The organism is Mesorhizobium sp. C089B (assembly GCF_030323125.1).
Lineage (GTDB): Bacteria > Pseudomonadota > Alphaproteobacteria > Rhizobiales > Rhizobiaceae > Mesorhizobium.
Window position 1 is genome coordinate 3,370,081 of record NZ_CP100469.1, and the last position, 18,839, is coordinate 3,388,919.

Consider the following 18,839-nt stretch of genomic DNA (forward strand, 5'->3'; position numbering starts at 1 on the left):
TCGTAGCGGCGAAGCGGCATCATGGGCAGTGGCTGGATGGCAAGATGCTGTTGATTGTCCAGCACTCGGGGTCCGGCAATGATACGGCCGTTCATCGCGCCAGCTCGAATCGACCGCCTCGGTCGCGCCAAAATGCTGCTTGCTAGTGCAGCACCAGCATATCGCTTGATGAGAACGATATGTCGGCCTTCTCGCCGACAGCCGGCGGTGGCGTTGCCGGGCTGTTGAAGGTGTCGAGCGACACCGTGTTGCCTCCGATGCCGACGCGAACGCGGATGACCGAGCCGAGGAAGTGCACTTCGGAGATTTCGCCCGACAGGCTTGAATCGCGACCGGGCTGGCGGCCTAGCGAAATCGCCTCGGGACGCAGCGCCAGCGACAGCGTGTCACCGGACTTCGAGCCGTTGAGCTTGCCCTTGAGCGAGACTTCCTGCGTGTTGACCTGCACCGTGCCGGCCGCGGCGTCAGTGACCTTGCCTTCGAGCACGTTCAGCGTGCCGACGAAGTTGGCGACGAACTTGGTCGCCGGCCGGTTGTAGATCTCGAACGGCGTGCCGACCTGCTCGGCCTTGCCGCCATACATCACCGCGATGCGGTCGGAGATCGACAGCGCCTCTTCCTGGTCATGTGTGACGAAGATGGTGGTGATGCCGAGCTTCTTCTGGATCGAGCGGATTTCCTCGCGCAACGACACACGTACCTTGGCATCGAGCGCCGACAGCGGCTCGTCGAGCAAAAGCAGCTTCGGCTTCGGCGCGATGGCACGCGCCAGCGCGATACGCTGCTGCTGGCCGCCCGAGAGCTGATAGGGATAGCGGTCTGCCATCTGCGGCAACTTGATGATGTCGAGCATCTCGGCGACCCGGGAATCGATCTCTGCCCTTGCCATGCCGGCGACCTTCAGGCCGAAGCCGATATTTTGCGCCACGGTCAGGTTCGGGAACAGCGCGTAAGCCTGGAACACCATACCGACATTGCGCTGGTTGGGCTTCAGCCTCGTGATGTCCTTGCCTGCGACGACGATCTTGCCCGCCGACGGCTCTTCGAAACCGGCGACCATGCGCAGCACGGTGGTCTTGCCGCAACCCGATGGCCCAAGGAAGGAAACGAACTCGCCCGGCTCGACATCAAGATTGAAATCTTCGACCACGGTGGTGGCGCCGAAGGATTTTCGCACATGCTGGATGGAGAGGAATGGTTCGGCCATGGCTTTTTCTTTCGATCAGTACTTTGTCGATCAGTTCGGGCGGTTCGCCGATCTCGGCGCGAAACGGGACAGGATCTGGATCAGCGACATACAGCCCCAGGTAATGGCGAAGGCGATGATGGCAAGCGCCGCCGGCTCATAGGCGCGGTTGGCGCCAACGTTTTGCAGATAGGGGCCGAAGGCGGGCCGGTTGAGCAAGCTGGCCATGGTGAATTCGCCAATGACGATGGCGAAGGTAAGGAAGGCGCCCGACAGCACGGCGATCAGCACATTGGGCAGGATCACACGACCAATGATCGTGCCCCAACCGGCGCCAAGGATCTGCGCCGCTTCGGTCAGCGTCCTGACGTCGATGGTGCGCAGTCCGGTATCGACCGCGCGATACATGTAGGGCAGCGCCAGCATTGCATAGCCGATGACCAGCAAGGCATTTGTGCCCATGTCGGTCGCCAGGAACGGCAGCGGCGAATTCGAACCGTACATCCTGATATAGCCGAAGACGATGACGATGGCGGGAATGACCAGCGGCAGCAGCGTGATGAACTCTACGATCGGCCGCAGTTGCGGCAGGCGCAGTCGAATCCAGTAGGCGGCGGGCACCACGATCAACACGCCCAGAATGATGGTGAAGATGGCGGCAAGCACTGAGTAGCCAAAGGTCGCCTGAAAACGAGGGTCGCCAAGCACGATCTGATAGGCGTCGAAGGAATAAGCGCCGCGCCGCATGCGCAAGGAAAATTCCACCGTCGCGATCAGCGGAATGAAGAAATAGGCCGCGCCCAGCCCGAAGACGACCCAGGCCCAGAATTTTCCGGACTTCATTTCAGCCACCTCTCCGAGCGCGTCCGGAACCAGATGTAGAAGACATTGGCCAGCCCGGTGATGACGATCATGCCGAAGGCGATCGCATAGCCGAGATGGGCATTGTGCAGCACGTCACCGCGTATCTGCGCATAGAGCAGGATCGGCACGATGTTGAGTGAAGAGCCGGTCAGCGCATAGGCGGTGGCGATGGCGCCGAAGGCATTGGCGAAGAGCAGGATGACCGTGCCGAGGAAACTCGGCCAGATCACCGGGATGACCACCATGCGCCAGTATTGCGTCTGGGTGGCGCCAAGCGTCGCCGCAGCCTCGCCCCACTCCTTCTTCAAGCCGTCGATCGCCGGCGTGATGATGACCACCATTAGGGGAATCTGGAAATAGACATAGGTCAGCGTCAGGCCCCAGAACGATAGGATGTTGAAGCCGTGCGCATAAATGTTGAGGCCGAACACGGTGTTGAGCAGCACCGTGGCGAGACCGAGGCGTCCGAGCGTGGCGATGAAGGCGAAGGCCAGCGGTACGCCGGCGAAATTGGAAGCCACGCCGGAGAATGTCAGCGTCGCCGAACGTATCCACTCCGGCAGGCCGCCGCGCACGATGGCGATGGCGATGCCGAGACCTGCGAAGGCGCCGATCAGCGACGAGGAAAGGCTGACCTTGAGCGAGATCCAGTAGGCGGCGACAATCGATGGCTGCGCCAGTGCTGCTATGTTTTCGAACGTGAATTCGCCGGCATCGTTCTGGAATGCACCCAGCATCAGATAGAGCGTGGGTAGGATCAGGAACATGATGGCGAAGATGAAGAATGGCGCAACGCCGAGCCATTGCGTCGGCAGTCGCATTGCACGCGCCTCGCTGGGGGGCGCGGTCTTCCCGGCAACTGCGTGATCGGAAAGCGAGATATCTGTCATGCGCCGGCTACCGTCTCCGAGGAACACCGGGCGGCCGCGAGGCCGCCCGGTTGGTTTCAAGCCTTACTTGACGTTGGCGCCGACGACGGCATCCCAGTTCTTGGTGACGGCTTCCTTTGCCTTGCCCTGCTCGTCCAGCGTCGGGAACACCGCGGCAGCGTAAGCCTCGGCCGGCGGCAGCTTGGCCATCACGTCCGCCGGGAGCTTGCCGTTCTTGGCAAGATCGTTGAAGCGGATCGGGTGGCAATAGCCCTTCAGCCAGCCGATCTGGCCTTCGTCGGAGTAGAGATACTCCAGCCAGAGCTTGGCAGCGTTCGGATGCGGTGCGAAAGCACTGATCGCCTGCACATAGACGCCGGCAACGACACCGGTCTTGGGCACGACGACGTCGACGGGCGGATTGCCCTTCAGCGTGTCGCGACCGGCAAGTGCATTGTAATCCCAGGTCACCAGGATCGGCGTCTGGCCTTGTGCCAGGGTCGCCGGTTTGCCGATGACCGGCACGAAATTGCCGGCGGCGTTAAGCTTCTTGAAGAAGTCGAGACCAGCAGTGCCAGCAGCTTCGCCGGCAGCCGCACCACCGGAAATGCCGGCCGCGTAGACGGCCTGGATGGCCTGGTTCGAGGCGCGCGGGTCGCCGGCAAGCGCCACGGTGTTGGCGAATTCCGGCTTCAGCAGGTCAGCCCAGTCAGCAGGCGCTTCCTTGACGAGGTCCTTGTTCACCAGGAAGGATAGCACGCCATAGTAGTCGCCGGTCCAGTAACCATCGGCATCCTTGGCGCTGTCGGGGATCGAGTCCCAAGTCGACACTTTGTAGGGCTGGATCAGGCCGTCAGCCTTGGCGGTCGGGCCGAAGGACAGGCCAACGTCGATGACGTCGGGCGCCTGCGGGCCCTTGTTGTCCTTGTTGGCCTTGATCGCCTCGACCTCGTCGCCGGAGCCGGCATCGGGGTTGAGTTCGTTGATGGTGATCTCAGGATACTTTGCCTTGAAGCCGTCGATGACGGCGCCGTAGCCGCACCAGTCATGCGGCAGCGCGATGGTCGTGAGCTGGCCTTCCTTCTTCGCAGCGGCAACCAGTTCATCCATGGACTGGGCCGACGAGATAGCAGAGGTCGCCATGAGGGCGACGGCCGAAAGGGAAAGCACTTTCCCTGTGAACTTGAACATGTGTTCTCTCCGTTGAACTGGCGTCCTGGACGCCTGCGATGCGGTATCGGTTTCATATGACAGCCAGATGAAAGCTTTTCGAAACTGGCCCCCGGCGGTACGAAAAGTTAACTCTTTTTAACCGGCTGTAGCAATTAGCCTCGACTTAATTTCCCGGCTAATGGTTTATTGCCTTGCTTTTTGCCCCCTTGCCCTTCCTTTCCCTTCGTTTTTAGATCACGTCCGGCGCAGAAACCGCCTCAGACAGTGCCGGCGATAGTGTTCTCGAGCAGCGTCAGCGCCGCCTTTTTGGTCAGCCTGACCGGGTTGCCGCCGGCGGTCGGATCGACCACCGCCATGTCGGCGATCAGCCCCTTGCGCTTCTTGTCCATGTCGAGCCCCTTGATCAGATCGGGCAGCGCATGCGGCACCTTCAATTCCTTGCGCAGCTTGATGATCGCTTTGGCAAAGCCGTCGAAGCCACCCTTGATGCCGCAATAGGCAGCGAGCCGGGCAATCCGCTCCTCGATGGAGTCGCGATTGAAGGCCAAGACATAGGGCATGAACACCGCATTCGTCATGCCGTGATGGGTGTCGTAGAGCGCGCCGATCGGATGCGACAGCGAGTGGATGGCGCCAAGACCCTTCTGGAAGGCGGCAGCACCCATGGCGGCCGCACTCATCATGTGGGCGCGCGCGACAAGGTCCTTGCCGTTGGCGTAGGCCTTGGGCAGGTTCTCGAACACCAGGCGCACACCTTCCACCGCAATGCCGTCGGCCATCGGGTGATAGCCCGGCGCGCAATAGGCTTCGAGGCAGTGCGCCAGCGCATCCATACCGGTGCCGGCGGTGATGAAGCCGGGCATGCCGACCGACAGTTCCGGATCGGCAATGACGATTGCCGGCAAAAGCTTCGGATGGAAGATCACCTTCTTAGTGTGCGTCGCCTCATTGGTGATGACGCCGGCACGCCCGACTTCCGAGCCTGTGCCGGCAGTGGTCGGCACGGCTATGATCGGCGCGATGGCATCCGAATTGGCGCGCGTCCACCAGTCGCCGACATCCTCAAAGTCCCAGATCGGCCGCGTCTGGCCAGCCTGGAACGCGATCAGCTTGCCGAGATCGAGCGCTGAACCGCCGCCGAAGGCGATGACGCCGTCATGCTTGCCCTTCTTGAACACGGCGATCCCGGCGGTGAGGTTGGAATCGACCGGGTTCGGCTTCACCTCGGAGAACACGCCATAGGATACCTTGGCGTCGTCGAGGATTTCAGCGTCGAAGCGACGACCGGCAGTTTCGCCAACCCCGGATCGGTGACGAAAAGCGGCCGCTTAATGCCGGTGGCCGCGAGCACCTCAGGCAGTTCCTTGATGCGCCCGGCACCGAAGCGGACGGTGGTCGGGTAGTTCCATTTGGAGATCAGCTTGGACATGTCTTGTCTTTCAAAAAATCAGATGGCTTCGCGCAGATGGAAGGATTTCGGCCGGGTCAGATTGTCGTAGCCGAGCGCCGAAAGGGCGACGCCTTTGCCGGTGTCCTTGACGCCGGTCCAGACCAGCGCCGGATCGAGGTAGTCGCAGCGGTTCATGAACACGGTGCCGGTCTCGACGCGGTCGCCGATCGCCACCGCATGCTCGATATCGCCGGTCCAGATCGAAGCGGTCAGCCCGTAGGGGCTGTCGTTCATCAGCGCGATCGCCTCCTCGTCGTTACGCACCTTCATGATGCCGACGATCGGGCCAAAACTTTCCTCGCGCATGACGCTCATCTGGTGGTCGACGCCGGTCAGCACTTCCGGCGCCAGATAGGGCGAGCCGGCCTTGTCGTTAGCCACCTTCATACTGATGTGTGCGATTGCACCCTTGCGCAGCGCCTCGGCCTTCTGCTCGCGGATCAGGTCGGCAAAGCGCGCCTGCGCCATCGGCCCCATTGTCGTCGCCTGTTCCAGCGGATTGCCGACGACATAATTCTTCGTCTCGGCGATGAAACCTTCGACGAACTGGTCGTAGACCTTCTCATGCACATAGACGCGCTCGATGCCGCAGCAGCACTGGCCGGAATTGTAGAAGGCGCCGTCGACCAGATTGGCCACCGCATGGTCGAGCTTGGCGTCGGGCAGCACATAGGCCGGATCCTTGCCGCCGAGTTCGAGCCCGAGCGTCATGAAGGTGCCGGCCGCCGCCTTCTCGATGGCGCGGCCGCCGCCGACCGAACCGGTGAAATTGACATGGTCGATCTTGCCCGAGCCGAGCAGCTTTTCGGTCTGGGAATGGTTCAGCACGACATTCTGGAACACGCCCTTGGGCAGCCCAATTTTGTCGAACGCCTGCTGGAACCGTTCGCCGACCAGCAGAGTCTGCGCCGCATGTTTGAGGATAACGGTATTGCCGGCCATCAGTGCCGGCACGATGGTGTTGACGGCGGTCAGATAGGGATAGTTCCACGGCGCGATCACCATGACGACGCCGAGCGGATCCTTCTTCACATAGCGTCGGAAGCCGTCCTTCGGGTTTGATGCCGGCACGGATTTCAGCGCGGCTTCAGCGATCTCGACCATGTAATTGGTGCGTTCCCTGACGCCGCCGAACTCGCCGCCATAGCGCACCGGTCGCCCCATCTGCCAGGCGATCTCCGGCACGATCTCGTCGGTCATCGCGACCAGCGCTTCGAGCATCGCCAGCATAAATTTGCCGCGCTCGACGATCGGCGTCAGCGCCCACTTCTCCTGCGCCGCCTTGGCGCGCTCGACCGCGGCATTGATCGCCTGGTCGGTCGCGATTGGCCGCTCGGCGTAAATGGAACCATCGATGGGCGACTTGAGTTTTACGGTTTCCAAAGGATACTCCAAGTTAGCAGGCTAGGGTGCGCAGATGGCCATTGCGGCCATAGCGAAGGATGGGCTCGTCACGCGTCACCAGAACCATGTCCAACGCTCTCGCACTTGCCATCAGTATCCGATCCATGGGATCACCATGAGGCGGACCGGGCAGGTTGGATGACGCAATCAGAATGGCTGGTGAGATAGCGCTGAGCTTTGCCGACATTCGCTCGATGAATCGCTCCACGAAGTCGAGTGGCGCCAATGGCAGATTGAGCCGGCCCTTGGCTACGCCAATTCCGATCTCCCATGCCGACATCGGCGAAAGATACAGACGGCCGTCATAGGCCGCTTCCGAAATCTCCCGGCTTGCGTGCGGATCGATCAGACTATCGTTGGCGACAAAGATCATCGCACATGTATCCAGAAGTAGGTTCGGCCCTTCGCTCATTTACGCACCGCAAGTTTGCCGTCACGCGCGTCAGCCTCACCGCCCAGATAGCCCCGGTCCCATGGCTCGTCATCGAAAGGTTTGGTGATATCAAATCCGGCTTCGATTGTTATCAGGCCCTTCATGAAACCAAAACCGGGGTGGCGATCCGCGCGCGCCTCCTTTGGCGCGGCAGGCACGCTACCACTGGGCGGCGTCGAAATGGGCACTTTGCGAACGCGGCGAAATACCAGTTTCCCACTCCCTATATTGACGGATTCGGTCTCGAACCCAGCCTCAAGCCACTCCCTTGTCATGGGATTGTTGCTCGGATTGTTGCTCCACCATGCAGGGTATTGCTTCGATGCGGGCAGCGGCAGATTGAGCACTCTCTCGATTTCGGCGAATGACATCGGAACGCGATCGACATTTTGGGCAATGAGAAAGTCCTTGAGCGGCGCATATTTGGACATTGCAAACTCCTCAATGTAGCGCACTGCAGTTTACAGGGACCATATGGTACTAACTTCACTACAGTGTCAACATTAAAGCTGTATAAAGTTTAATACCGCTCGAACCCCCTGTGCAGTTCCCAATCCGTAATGCGGCGGTCGTATTCGAATTGCTCCCACTTTGCGGTGTGGACATAATGTTCGAGCACATCGTCGCCGAGCGCCTGCTTCAGCATCTTCGACTTGGCCAGCGTCTCGGTGGCGTCGCGCAGCGTCTTCGGGATCTCCGGCAGGCGCGAGGCCTGGTAGGCATCGCCGACGAACGGCTTCTGCAGTTCGAGCTTCTCGTCGATGCCGGCAAGGCCGGCGGCGATCAGCGCCGCGAAAGCGAGATAGGGGTTCAGGTCGGCGCCGCCGATGCGGCATTCCATGCGGATGCCCTTGGTGCCCTCACCGCACAGGCGGAAGCCGGCGGTGCGGTTGTCCTCGCTCCACATGATCTTGGTCGGTGCGAAGGTGCCGGCCTGGAAGCGCTTGTAGGAGTTGATGTAGGGCGCCAGGAACCAAGTAAACTCCCTGGCATATTTCAGTTGCCCAGCCGCCCATTGCTGGCCAAGCGTGGACAAAGTCCAGTCCGCCTTCTTGTCGAAGAACAATGGCGTCTTGCCATCGGCGCTCCACAGCGAATTGTGGATGTGGCTGGAATTACCGGCGAGCCCGTAATTGTATTTCGACATGAAGGAAATCGACTTGCCTTCGGACTCGGCAATCTCCTTGGCGCCGTTCTTCAGGATGACGTGGCGGTCCGCCATGTCGAGCGCCTCGGCATAGCGCACATTGATCTCTTCCTGGCCCGGGCCCCATTCGCCCTTGGAGTTTTCGATCGGAATGCCCGCCGCTTCCATCTCGTTGCGAAGCCGGCGCATGACGCCTTCTTCCTTGGTGGTGATGCCGATCTGGTAGTCGCCGATATAGGGCGACGCGGTGTCGAGCCCCTGCCAGTGCTTCTTGCGGGCGGAATCGTAGGTCTCGTTGAACAGGTAGAATTCGAGCTCGGAGGCGAAGTAGCCGATATAGCCGCGTTCGGTGAGCCGCTTGACCTGCTTTTTCAGCATCGCGCGCGGCGAATGCGGAAGGTCGTCATGGGTGTGGTGGTCGAGCACGTCGCAGATCACCAGCGCGGTCTTTTCCAGCCACGGAATCCGCCGCAGCGTCGCAAGGTCCGGCTTCATGACGAAGTCGCCATAGCCCTTCGACCAGCTTGCCGCCTTGTAGCCCGGCACCGGCTCCATATCGATGTCGGCGGCGAGCAGATAGTTGCAGCCATGCGTCTCGTCATGAGCAGAATCCACAAAGTACTGCGCCAGGAAACGCTTTCCCGCGAGCCGCCCCTGCATGTCGACGATGCAGGCCAGCACCGTGTCGATCTCGCCACTGGAGACCGCTTTCTTCAACTGATCGAACGAGAAATTTCCGGCCATTCCTTTGGCACTCCAGTGCTTGGTCGTTGAGGACGAAACCATAGCCGGCTGCACGCCGGCCATGGCCATGATGGTGACGTCAGTGGCCGGTTTCGCCGACAGCTTGTTCGGCAGCCTTGATCGCTGCCTGACGCGCCGCGATGATGTCGCCCAGCGGCGGGCCCTGGAAGCGATTGCGCTCGAAGGCGAACCAGACAATCGCCGTCAGGATGAAGAAGCCGACGGTGATGTACAGCGCCCAGTCGTTCGGCGGCTGGATGCCGATGATGAAGATCAGGATCATCGACACTATGGAAAGGACCCCGAACAGCATGAAGATGCCACGGCCCAGGTTCCACGGTCCCATCTTGTCCCACTTCGGGGTACCCCAGGCCAGCATGCCGAGCACGATCGGCACGGTGAAGGACAGGAACAGGAAGATGACGGTGCAGGACACGACGATGGTGTAGGCCGAAGTACCGGCGACCGAAACCAGCGTCGAACCCCAGACGAACAGCACCGACAGGACCGACGCCGTCCAGATCGCCGCCACCGGCGTGCGATAGGTCGGGCTGACCTTGGCCAGTGCCGACGAGCCCGGCAGGCCGCCGTCACGCGAGAAGGCAAAGATCATGCGCGAAGCCGAGGTGACGGTTGCGAGGCCGCACAACAGCTGGGCGATGAACACGACGAGGTAGACGAACTCCTTGAGGCCGGGACTGACGCGCTGGTCGAAGGCCCAGAAGAACACGTTCCAACCCTGCTTGGCGGCGTCGTCCATGTTGGGGATCATCAGCACGAAGGCGGCCAGGAACAAATAGCCGAAGACCGCCGACCAGATAACCGACATCACCATCGCACGCGGCACCGATGAGGCCGCCTTGATGGTTTCCTCGGAAGTGTGTGCCGAAGCATCGTAGCCGGTGATGGTGTAGATCGGCAGCAGAAGGCCGAGAGCGAACACCCAGGCGTTCGAGACGGACGGCCAGACGCTGGCGCCGGCCTCACCCGAGTAGTTGTGGAAGGTGAAGAGCCGGCTGAAATCCCAGGTCTCGGCGGAGAACAGGCAGACGACAGCAATCAGGATCGAGCCGAAGAAGATCAGGTAGCCCGAAAAGTCGGTCAACTTCGCAGTCAGCTTAATGCCGAGATGGTTGATCAGGGCCTGGGCGCCGGTGATGATGACCAGGAAGATCATCTGATTGGTCAGCGTACCCTCGATGCCGAGCGTCGGCCCGAAGGCGCCGATGAAGAACGTCCAGGTGCCGACATTGATGGCGCCGAGCACGGTGATCAGGCCGAGCAGGTTGAGCCAGGCCGTCACCCAGCCGGTGCCGCGATTGCCGAGGATCGAACCCCAGTGATAGAGGCCGCCGGCCGTCGGATAGGCCGAGCTGATCTGCGACATGGCGACCGCGAAGGTCAGCGAGACGAAGCAGCCGACCAGCCAGCCGATGCCGATGCCGATGCCACCGGCGCCCGACGTTGCCTGCGCCAGCGAATTGATGCCGCCCGACAGGATGCAGATGATGGAGAAGGAAACGGCGAAGTTGGAGAAGCGGCTTAGCCGCCGCTCAAGTTCCTGGGCGTAGCCCATGGAATGGAGGTGCTTTACGTCTTCCGCCTTGTCTGTGTCTGAATAACCCGGTGCTGCCATTGTAGTCCCCTTTCCATTCTTAGCTGGCCGGCCCTGCCCCGGTCGGCTTGCGCCGGCCGGAGCATCTAGTCTTTGCTGTTAGCCTGCCGTCTGGCCGACGGCTGCTTCCGCGGCCGCGATCTCCGAAGCGCGGCGAGCAATGTCGGCGCCGATCGGCGGGCCCTTGAAGCGGCGCGATTCGATGCCGAACCACAGAACCACCAGCAGAACGATGAGGCCGATGGCATAGTTGATCAGGATGTCGAAGGGCGGCTGGATGCCGGCATACATCAGCACCAGAACGCCAAGCACCGTGATGACGGCGAACGGCTTGGACCAGATGCCGAGGCGGAACGGGCCGAATTCGGTCCAGCTCTTGCCCTCGGCAAGCAGGCCGGCGGCCACGGGCATGGCGTAGGACACGTAGAGGAACAATGCACAGCCGGCCGCCAGTGCGGCAAAAGCCGGCGAGTACAATGTCGCTGCGACCGCGAGCACCGCTCCGAGCCAGATTGCCGCCACCGGCGTGCGCCATGTCGGGCTGACGGTTTTCCACACCGACGAACCGGGCAGGCCGCCGTCACGCGCGAAGGCAAAGATCATGCGCGAGGTCGACGTCAGTCCGGCGAGCGCGCAGATGAAGTTCGCCAGCACGATCGCGATGGCAATGATGCTCTTCAGCAGGAATGGCGCCGGCAGATTGTTGAAGAGATTGAACCAGGCATTGGCGCCATCCTTGGCCGTCGCTGCCAGATCGGGGCTGGCCAGTACGAACGAAACGGCCATGACGAAGCCGAACACCAGCGACCACAGAACCGAATGGATCATGCCGCGCGGCACCGCCACGCGGGCATTGTGGGTCTCTTCGGACGTGTGGGCCGAAGCGTCGAAGCCGGTGATGGTGTAGAGTGGGTAGAGCAGGCCGATCAGGAAGGCGACGAGTGCCGTCCGTGCGGTCGGAACGTAGCCTGCGCCTGGATCACCGGTGTTGTTGACGAAGGTGGTGAGCCGCGAGAAATCCCAGCTTGCGCCCCAGATCAGGAACATCGCGGTCAACACGACGGCGACGACCAGAATGAGGTAGCCCGAGAAATCCGTCAGCATGGTGGTGAGCCTGATACCGAAATGGTTGATCAGCGCCTGCGCGACCGTGATGATCACAACGCCGATCACCTGCTCCTGATAGCCCCACGCGGAGACGTCGTTGCCGAACACGCCGGACCAGACAAGGTCCTTGAACAGCGCGTAGACGCCGACATTGACCGAGGCGACGACGAAGACCAGGCCGAGCAAGTTGATCCAGGCCGTGGCCCAGCCCCAGCCGCGCCCGCCGAGAATTGACGACCAGTGGTAGAGACCGCCGGCCGTCGGATAGGCCGAGCCGATCTGGCCAAGGGACGCGGCAACGACAAGTGCAAAGACGCCGCCGATGACCCAGCCGACAGTCGCCTCGAAGCCGCTGCCGGTCGCCATGGCCAGCGGGAAGGACGTGATGCCGCCCGCCAGAATGCAAATGATCGAAAAGGAAATAGCGAAGTTCGAGAAGCCGCTCATGCGGCGAGCCAACTCCTGGGCATAGCCCATGCTATGGAGGGTTTTTACATCCTCCGATCTTTCAGCGTCTGATTTGTCCGGTCCTGCCATTTTCGTCCCCTGTTTTTCTAGCTGGCCGATTGAACTGACTTTCCCACTGCGTGTCGCCGGGAACCCTTGGCCTCCTCGGGTTCCAGGTCAGAAAAAATGCCTGTGAGCAGATCCGCCCATTTCCGCTGCCCGGTCTCGCCGGAGATCTCGTCGTTGCGGATTTCGATCATTGCGCAGGCAAGGCCGCGCGAGCGTGCATGGCGCTCCAAAGTGAAATAGACGCGGTCGGCCGGCGAATAGGGCTCGTTGATGCCGACACTGACGCCGGAGAGCCGCTGCAGCGCCGCTATGAGCGGCGACGCCAGCCGGCGGTCGTCATCGTGGATGATGCCGATATGCCAGGGCCGGTTCTTGCCCTTGTAGACCGGGGTGAAGGAATGCACCGACACCAGCCGGGTCTCCTGCCCACGCGCCTGCCGGTCGTCGATGATCGATGCGATCGTGTCGTGGAACGGCCGCCACGACAAAGCGATGCGCTCGGCGCGCTCACTGTCCGACAGGCCGGCATTGCCCGGAATGGCCGTCGTCTCGCTGACCGGCGGCACCAGGTCCGGTGCGTCGAGCGGACGGTTGCAGTCGATGATCAGGCGCGAGATGCGGGTTTCGATGAGCGTCGCATCGAGGGCGGTCGCGATGCGGCGGGCCACCGGCAGCGCGCCGGGGTCCCAGGCGATGTGGCGGGAGAGATCTTCGGCCGGCAGGCCAAGCGTGCCGAATTCGGATGGCAGGAAGTTGGAAGCGTGGTCGCAGGTCAGCACGAAAGGGCTGGACCCGCCGGGGTTCGTCACCCCTACGGTATCAGACGATGCAAGGCTGGCGGGCCGTGCTCTCTCCATAGTCTGCCGTCCCTGGGAGCGCTGTATCTTATGTTACGTATTTTGCGTCATTGCGTCCCTCTGGATGATTTCATACAGTTTGTCCGGCTTTGTCAAACGCGATTTCGGGGAAGCGGTCTGGACGGGCTCAGGGGTGGGGAAAACGATGATTTCCAGCATTGCCGAACTGATTTCGGACCGCATCGGCACGATGCCGGCCGGCGAGCGCCGCGCCGCGCAAACGCTGATTGCCAACTATCCGCTGATCGGGCTGAAGACGGTCGCCGAGTTCTCGACCGCCGCCGGCGTATCGTCGCCGACCATCCTGCGCTTTGTCTCCAGGCTGGGGTTCCAGAACTATCCCGAATTCCAGTCGGCGCTGCAGGACGAACTGGCGGCGCAATTGCAGTCGCCGGCATCGCGCACGCTCAATCCGGCCTCACCGGGCAGCAGTGCCGTGTCGCCAATGCTGGAGGCGACGCTGGACAATATGCGCGAGACCTTCAGGCATCTGTCCGACAGGCAGCTTGCCGACATCGCCGAAAGGCTCGCCGAACGGCGCGGCAAGACATTCCTGATCGGCGGCCGCTTCACCGATCCGTTGGCGCGCTACATGGCCGCCCACCTCGCCATCATCCAGCCCGACGTTTATCACCTCGCCGGTCAGGAGAGCATCTGGCGCGACCGGCTGATCGACATGGGCAAGCGCGACGTGCTGGTGATCTTCGACATCAGGCGCTACCAGGACAGTCTGGTACGCTTTGCCGAGACCGCGCATCAGCGCGGCGTACAGATCGTGCTGTTCACCGACCAGTGGCTATCGCCGATCGCCCGCTTCGCCCGCCATGTCATTGCAGGACGCACCGCCGTGCCTTCGGCGTGGGACTCTTCCGCCGCTCTGTTCGTTGTCGCCGAGACGCTGATCGGCGCTGTCACCAGGCAGCTCGAGGCCGACAGCGCCAAGCGCATCCGCGACCTGGAAAGCCTGCGCTGACACGCTCAATCCCGGCCGCAGGTGCGCAAAATTACGCAGATTTAATGTGCATGGAAGCGGCAGAATTGCCATAAAGCCATGATATTGCGGCGGCTTCGCACATACCGGGTGCGTCGCTGCGCGTTTTTTTGCTTGGTGAAACCGGTAGACGTTTTGCCAACCGGAGTGTCGATGGTCGCCTGGAAACAGATCGTTTTTGCGCTTGTGATCCTGGTCGCGGCTGTCCTCGCCTGGGCGCGATTCTTCCCGGGCGCGCCGGAGGTTCTGGCACGCTGGGGTATCGACTGGACCTATGCTTCGGCGCCCGCCACAACCGGTGCGGTCGACACGACAAAACAGGCAGGCGGTCGCAACGCTGCCGGCCGCCCGGCAAATGTCGTCGCCTTGCCTGCGGCCACCGCCACCATCAACGATCGCCTGCAGGCGATCGGCACCGGCCGCGCCAACGCCTCGGTGACGGTCAACCCGTACAGCTCCGGCCGGCTGGTTGAATTCCTCGTTCAGTCCGGCACCCGCGTCGACAAGGGGCAGATCATCGCTGTTCTCGATTCCGAGACCGAGGTGATCTCGCAGGATCGTGCCAAGCTCGCCTTGCAGGATGCCCAGGACAAGCTCGAGCGGGTGAAATCATTGAGGGCCTCCAACGCCGCGACCCCGGTCGCCGTCGCCGATGCCCAAGTGGTGCTGGCCGGCGCCAAACTGGCGCTGCAGGATGCCGAACTCGCCTTGCAGCGTCGTTCGATCGTCGCCCCTATCGCCGGCACGGTCGGCATCCTGCCGATATCGGCCGGCAATTACGTCACCAGCCAGTCGGCGATCGCCACGCTTGACGACCGCTCCTCCATCCTGGTCGATTTCCTGGTGCCCGAGCGCTTCGCCGCCGCCGTCAAGGTCGGCGCGCAACTGTCGGCGACGCCGATCGCCAATCCGAGCAAGGCCTATACCGGCACCGTGTCGGCCATCGACAACCACATCGACGAAAAGAGCCGCACCCTGCTGGTCAAGGCTGCAATCGCCAATCCGGCGGATTCGCTGCGCGCCGGCATGTCGTTCGGCATCACCATGCGCTTCCCCGGCGACACCTATCCGGCCGTCAGCCCGCTGGCAATCCTGTGGGGTTCCGACGGCGCCTATGTCTGGCAGGTCGAGGACGGCAAGGCCAGGCGCGTTCCCGTGCGCATCATCCAGCGCAACACTGAGACGGTGCTGATCGACGCTGAGATCGAGGATGGCGACATGGTCGTCACCGAAGGCACCCAGAGCGTCAGCGAAGGCGGCGCGGTCCGCATCGCCGGCCAGGATCAGCGCGCCGCGGAAGCTGCCGAAGGCTCATGACTGCACCCGTCAGCACCGCCAGCGAAACCGGCTTCACCGCACTCTTCATCCGCAGGCCGGTTATGGCCTTCGTGCTGAACACGCTGATCGCAGTGGCCGGCCTTGCCGCTTTCTACGGCGTCGAAATCCGCGAACTCCCCGATGTCGACCGCGCCGTGGTCACCGTGTCGACGGCTTTCGAGGGTGCCGCCGCCGAAACCGTCGACCGTGAACTGACCGACACCATCGAGGGTGCGGTCGCGCGCGTATCCGGCGTCAAGTCGATCTCGTCGACCTCGTCCTTCGGCCAGAGCCGCGTCACCATCGAGTTCAACGACGGCGTCGATTTGAACGTCGCCGCTTCCGACGTGCGCGACGCGGTCGGCCGTGTCGCCAACATGATACCGGACACCGCCGATCCGCCGCGCATCGTCAAGGCCGATGCCAATTCCGATGCCGTGATGCGACTGGCCGTCACCTCCGACACCATGTCGGTGCAGGACATGACGGTGATTGTCCAGGACCAGATCGAGGACGAACTGGCTGCCGTGCCCGGCGTCGCCGACGTTCAGGTCTATGGCGACCGCGACAAGATCTTCCGCATCGATGTCGACCAGAACAAGCTCGCCAGCCTCGGCTTCACTGTCGCCGATCTGAGGGCAGCGCTTGCCTCGGTCGCTTTCGATTCACCAGCCGGTTCGATCACCACCACCAACCAGGATCTCATCGTCCGCACCACGGCCGATGTGACGACGCCGGAAGAATTCGAAAACATCATCATCGGCGGCACGACGCGCATCCGCGACGTCGCCACCGTCACGCTCGGTCCCGACATCGGCCAGACCTCGTTGCGCTCCGACGGCAAGACCGGCATTGGCCTTGGCATCATCCGCCAGGCGGAATCGAACACGCTGGATATTTCCACCGGAGTGAAGGCAGCCGTCGCCAAGCTGCAGGAAAACCTGCCCAAGGGCATGTCGATCAAGATCACCAGCGACGACGCAGTCTTCGTCAACGGCGCCGTGCACGAGGTCGAGATCGCGCTCGGCCTGTCGATCTCCATGGTGCTGATCGTCATCTACATCTTCCTGCTCGACTGGCGCGCGACGCTGATCCCTGGTCTGTCAATGCCGGTCGCCATGATTGGCACCATCGCCGCCATCTATCTCGCCGGCTTCTCCATCAACATCCTGACGCTTCTGGCGCTGGTGCTGGCAACCGGCCTTGTCGTCGACGACGCCATCGTCGTTCTGGAAAACATCGTGCGACGGCGCAACGAAGGCATGGGGCCTCGTGCCGCCGCCGTGCTCGGCGCCCAAGAAGTGTTCTTCGCAGTCATCGCCACGACGCTGACGCTCGTTGCCGTTTTCGTGCCGATCTCCTTCCTGCCGGGACAGACCGGCGGCCTGTTTCGCGAATTCGGCTTCGTCCTCGCCATGTCGGTGCTGCTCTCCTGCGTGGTGGCGCTGACGCTGTGCCCGATGCTGGCCTCGCGCATGTTGACCGGCGCATCGCTCCACCATGAAGGCGGTCACGGCATTGGCGCGCGCGTCGGTGGCGCGCTGAACGCGGCCTACAAGCGCGCCCTGCATGCCTGCCTCGGCGCGCCGTGGATCGTGCTGCTGGTTGCGGTGCTGTTTGCGGGCGTCGCCTTCAGCCTGTTCGGCACCATCCGCCAGGAACTGACGCCGAGCGAGGACCGCGCCGTCGTGCTGTTGCGCATCAACGCGCCGCAAGGCGTCAGCCTCGATTACACCACGCAGCAGATGCAGAAGATCGAGAGGCTGATCCAGCCGCTGCGCGATTCCGGCGAGATCGTCTCGACCTTCGAAAACGCCGGCCAGAACGGCGCCTACAATTCCGGCTTCATGGTGATGACGCTGGCGCCGTGGGACGAGCGCACGCGCAGCCAGCAGGAGATCATGGCGCAGATAAGCCAGCTGACCCGGCAGGTGCCATCCGTGCGCATCTTCCCGGTGCAGGCCAATAGCCTCGGCATTCGCGGCGCCGGCAACGGCCTGCAATTCGCGCTGGTCGGCAACGACCGCAAGGCGCTCGGCGACGCGGCGGTCAAGATCATCGCCCGGATGCAGGCCGATCCGCGCTTCCAGACGCCGCGGCTTTCCATCGACCCGACGCAGCCGCAGCTGGCTGTCGCCATAGACCGCGAGCGCGCCTCCGATCTCGGCATCGACATATCAGGGCTCGCCAACACCTTGCAGGCGATGCTCGACGGCAACGATGTCGTCGATGTCTACATCGCCGACCGCAGCTATGGCGTGAAGCTGGTCTCGACCACCAACCCGATCAATGATCCGACCGATCTGGAAAACATCTTCCTGAAGACCGCCGACGGCCGCTTCGTGCCGATGTCGACCATCGCCACGCTGACCGAGCGCGCCGTGCCGCCGTCGCTGACCCGCGAACAGCAGCAGCCTTCTGTGGCGATCACCTCGAACCTGAACGGCAATTTCGCACTGGGTGACGCGCTCGGCGTTGCCGAGCAGATCGCCGCCCCGCTGCTGCCGCCGGGCAGCCGCGTCCTGCCGCTGGCCGAAGCCGCGACGCTCGGCGAGACCAACAGCGCCATGATCACCATTTTCGGCTTCGCGCTGGTCATCATCCTCCTGGTGCTCGCCGCCCAGTTCGAAAGCTTCGTCAGCGCCGTCATCATCATGGCGACGGTCCCCCTCGGCCTTGCCTGCGCAATCTTTGCGCTGCTTTTGTCAGGCACCAGCCTCAATGCCTACAGCCAGATTGGCCTCGTGCTTCTGGTCGGCGTCATGGCCAAGAACGGCATCCTCATCGTCGAATTCGCCAACCAGCTGCGCGACCGCGGCCTCGGCGTGCGCGAGGCGATCGAGCAGGCCTCGATCATCCGCCTGCGGCCGGTGATGATGACGATGATCTGCACCATCCTCGGCGGGGTCCCGCTGGTGCTGGCCGCCGGCGCCGGTGCCGAAGCGCGCATCGCGCTCGGCTGGGTCATCGTCGGCGGGCTGGGTCTCGCCACCGTCTCGACGCTGTTCCTGACCCCGGTCGCCTACCTCCTGCTCGGCCGCTTCGTCACGCCGAAGGCGCATGAGGAAGCGAGGCTGAAGCGGGAGCTTGAGGAAGCGGCGTACGCCAATGTCGAGCCGGCGGAATAGCTCCGCTTACCCTCCCCTTGTGGGGAGGGTCGGACCGC

At 62.6% G+C, this 18,839-nt stretch carries 14 protein-coding genes and 1 pseudogene; 3 read left to right on the forward strand and 12 right to left on the reverse strand.

The window, feature by feature from the left end:
• Window positions 1–142 precede the first annotated feature (142 nt).
• From NLY44_RS16695 to NLY44_RS16750, 12 genes and pseudogenes are all read right to left on the reverse strand, one after another.
• Window positions 143–1,207, reverse strand: a complete 1,065-nt coding sequence (locus NLY44_RS16695; protein ID WP_023671172.1) for an ABC transporter ATP-binding protein — start codon at window positions 1,205–1,207, stop codon at window positions 143–145.
• Window positions 1,208–1,237: 30 nt separating this feature from the next.
• Complete coding sequence (locus NLY44_RS16700) at window positions 1,238–2,029, reverse strand: ABC transporter permease (protein WP_023671171.1); 792 nt, start codon at window positions 2,027–2,029, stop codon at window positions 1,238–1,240.
• Window positions 2,026–2,940 carry an ABC transporter permease gene (locus tag NLY44_RS16705; protein WP_023671170.1) on the reverse strand — a complete coding sequence of 305 codons (915 nt, stop codon included), beginning with the start codon at window positions 2,938–2,940 and terminating at the stop codon, window positions 2,026–2,028. The genes NLY44_RS16700 and NLY44_RS16705 overlap by 4 nt, the downstream gene beginning before the upstream one ends.
• 63 nt (window positions 2,941–3,003) lie before the next feature.
• Window positions 3,004–4,110: an ABC transporter substrate-binding protein gene (locus tag NLY44_RS16710; protein WP_023671169.1), complete on the reverse strand. Its 1,107-nt coding sequence runs from the start codon at window positions 4,108–4,110 to the stop codon at window positions 3,004–3,006.
• Window positions 4,111–4,349: 239 nt separating this feature from the next.
• A pseudogene (locus NLY44_RS16715) lies at window positions 4,350–5,521 on the reverse strand (iron-containing alcohol dehydrogenase).
• A gap of 18 nt (window positions 5,522–5,539) precedes the next feature.
• Window positions 5,540–6,925, reverse strand: coding sequence for an aldehyde dehydrogenase family protein (locus tag NLY44_RS16720; protein WP_023804694.1), 1,386 nt, complete (start codon window positions 6,923–6,925; stop codon window positions 5,540–5,542).
• Between the two features lie 13 nt (window positions 6,926–6,938).
• Window positions 6,939–7,358: a type II toxin-antitoxin system VapC family toxin gene (locus tag NLY44_RS16725; protein WP_023804693.1), complete on the reverse strand. Its 420-nt coding sequence runs from the start codon at window positions 7,356–7,358 to the stop codon at window positions 6,939–6,941.
• Window positions 7,355–7,810, reverse strand: coding sequence for a DUF7662 domain-containing protein (locus NLY44_RS16730; RefSeq protein ID WP_023686443.1), 456 nt, complete (start codon window positions 7,808–7,810; stop codon window positions 7,355–7,357). The genes NLY44_RS16725 and NLY44_RS16730 overlap by 4 nt, the downstream gene beginning before the upstream one ends.
• Before the next feature lie 89 nt (window positions 7,811–7,899).
• On the reverse strand, window positions 7,900–9,270 hold the full coding sequence (locus tag NLY44_RS16735) for a glutamine synthetase family protein (protein ID WP_023701008.1): 1,371 nt from the start codon (window positions 9,268–9,270) through the stop codon (window positions 7,900–7,902).
• A 79-nt stretch (window positions 9,271–9,349) separates the two neighbouring features.
• Window positions 9,350–10,906, reverse strand: coding sequence for an amino acid permease (locus NLY44_RS16740; RefSeq protein ID WP_023671163.1), 1,557 nt, complete (start codon window positions 10,904–10,906; stop codon window positions 9,350–9,352).
• 78 nt (window positions 10,907–10,984) lie between these two features.
• Window positions 10,985–12,529: an amino acid permease gene (locus NLY44_RS16745; protein WP_023691842.1), complete on the reverse strand. Its 1,545-nt coding sequence runs from the start codon at window positions 12,527–12,529 to the stop codon at window positions 10,985–10,987.
• Window positions 12,530–12,546: 17 nt separating this feature from the next.
• On the reverse strand, window positions 12,547–13,365 hold the full coding sequence (locus NLY44_RS16750) for an N-formylglutamate amidohydrolase (protein WP_023686445.1): 819 nt from the start codon (window positions 13,363–13,365) through the stop codon (window positions 12,547–12,549).
• Between the two features lie 145 nt (window positions 13,366–13,510).
• Between NLY44_RS16750 and NLY44_RS16755 the strand changes: the two genes are divergently transcribed.
• From NLY44_RS16755 to NLY44_RS16765, 3 genes are all read left to right on the forward strand, one after another.
• A complete protein-coding gene (locus NLY44_RS16755; protein ID WP_023686446.1) occupies window positions 13,511–14,338 on the forward strand; it encodes a MurR/RpiR family transcriptional regulator in 828 nt (275 codons plus the stop codon).
• A gap of 171 nt (window positions 14,339–14,509) precedes the next feature.
• Window positions 14,510–15,673 carry an efflux RND transporter periplasmic adaptor subunit gene (locus tag NLY44_RS16760; protein ID WP_023804692.1) on the forward strand — a complete coding sequence of 388 codons (1,164 nt, stop codon included), beginning with the start codon at window positions 14,510–14,512 and terminating at the stop codon, window positions 15,671–15,673.
• A complete protein-coding gene (locus NLY44_RS16765; protein WP_023804691.1) occupies window positions 15,670–18,801 on the forward strand; it encodes an efflux RND transporter permease subunit in 3,132 nt (1,043 codons plus the stop codon). Before NLY44_RS16760 ends, NLY44_RS16765 begins: the two co-directional genes overlap by 4 nt.
• Window positions 18,802–18,839 lie beyond the last annotated feature (38 nt).

Bases quoted from the DNA above. Each gene is read 5' to 3' on its own strand.
- NLY44_RS16695 (WP_023671172.1), bottom strand. From the start codon at position 1,207: ATGGCCGAACCATTCCTCTCCATCCAGCATGTGCGAAAATCCTTCGGC.
- NLY44_RS16700 (WP_023671171.1), bottom strand. From the start codon at position 2,029: ATGAAGTCCGGAAAATTCTGGGCCTGGGTCGTCTTCGGGCTGGGCGCG.
- NLY44_RS16705 (WP_023671170.1), bottom strand. From the start codon at position 2,940: ATGACAGATATCTCGCTTTCCGATCACGCAGTTGCCGGGAAGACCGCG.
- NLY44_RS16710 (WP_023671169.1), bottom strand. From the start codon at position 4,110: ATGTTCAAGTTCACAGGGAAAGTGCTTTCCCTTTCGGCCGTCGCCCTC.
- NLY44_RS16725 (WP_023804693.1), bottom strand. From the start codon at position 7,358: ATGAGCGAAGGGCCGAACCTACTTCTGGATACATGTGCGATGATCTTT.
- NLY44_RS16730 (WP_023686443.1), bottom strand. From the start codon at position 7,810: ATGTCCAAATATGCGCCGCTCAAGGACTTTCTCATTGCCCAAAATGTC.
- NLY44_RS16735 (WP_023701008.1), bottom strand. From the start codon at position 9,270: ATGGCCGGAAATTTCTCGTTCGATCAGTTGAAGAAAGCGGTCTCCAGT.
- NLY44_RS16740 (WP_023671163.1), bottom strand. From the start codon at position 10,906: ATGGCAGCACCGGGTTATTCAGACACAGACAAGGCGGAAGACGTAAAG.
- NLY44_RS16745 (WP_023691842.1), bottom strand. From the start codon at position 12,529: ATGGCAGGACCGGACAAATCAGACGCTGAAAGATCGGAGGATGTAAAA.
- NLY44_RS16750 (WP_023686445.1), bottom strand. From the start codon at position 13,365: ATGGAGAGAGCACGGCCCGCCAGCCTTGCATCGTCTGATACCGTAGGG.
- NLY44_RS16755 (WP_023686446.1), top strand. From the start codon at position 13,511: ATGATTTCCAGCATTGCCGAACTGATTTCGGACCGCATCGGCACGATG.
- NLY44_RS16760 (WP_023804692.1), top strand. From the start codon at position 14,510: ATGGTCGCCTGGAAACAGATCGTTTTTGCGCTTGTGATCCTGGTCGCG.
- NLY44_RS16765 (WP_023804691.1), top strand. From the start codon at position 15,670: ATGACTGCACCCGTCAGCACCGCCAGCGAAACCGGCTTCACCGCACTC.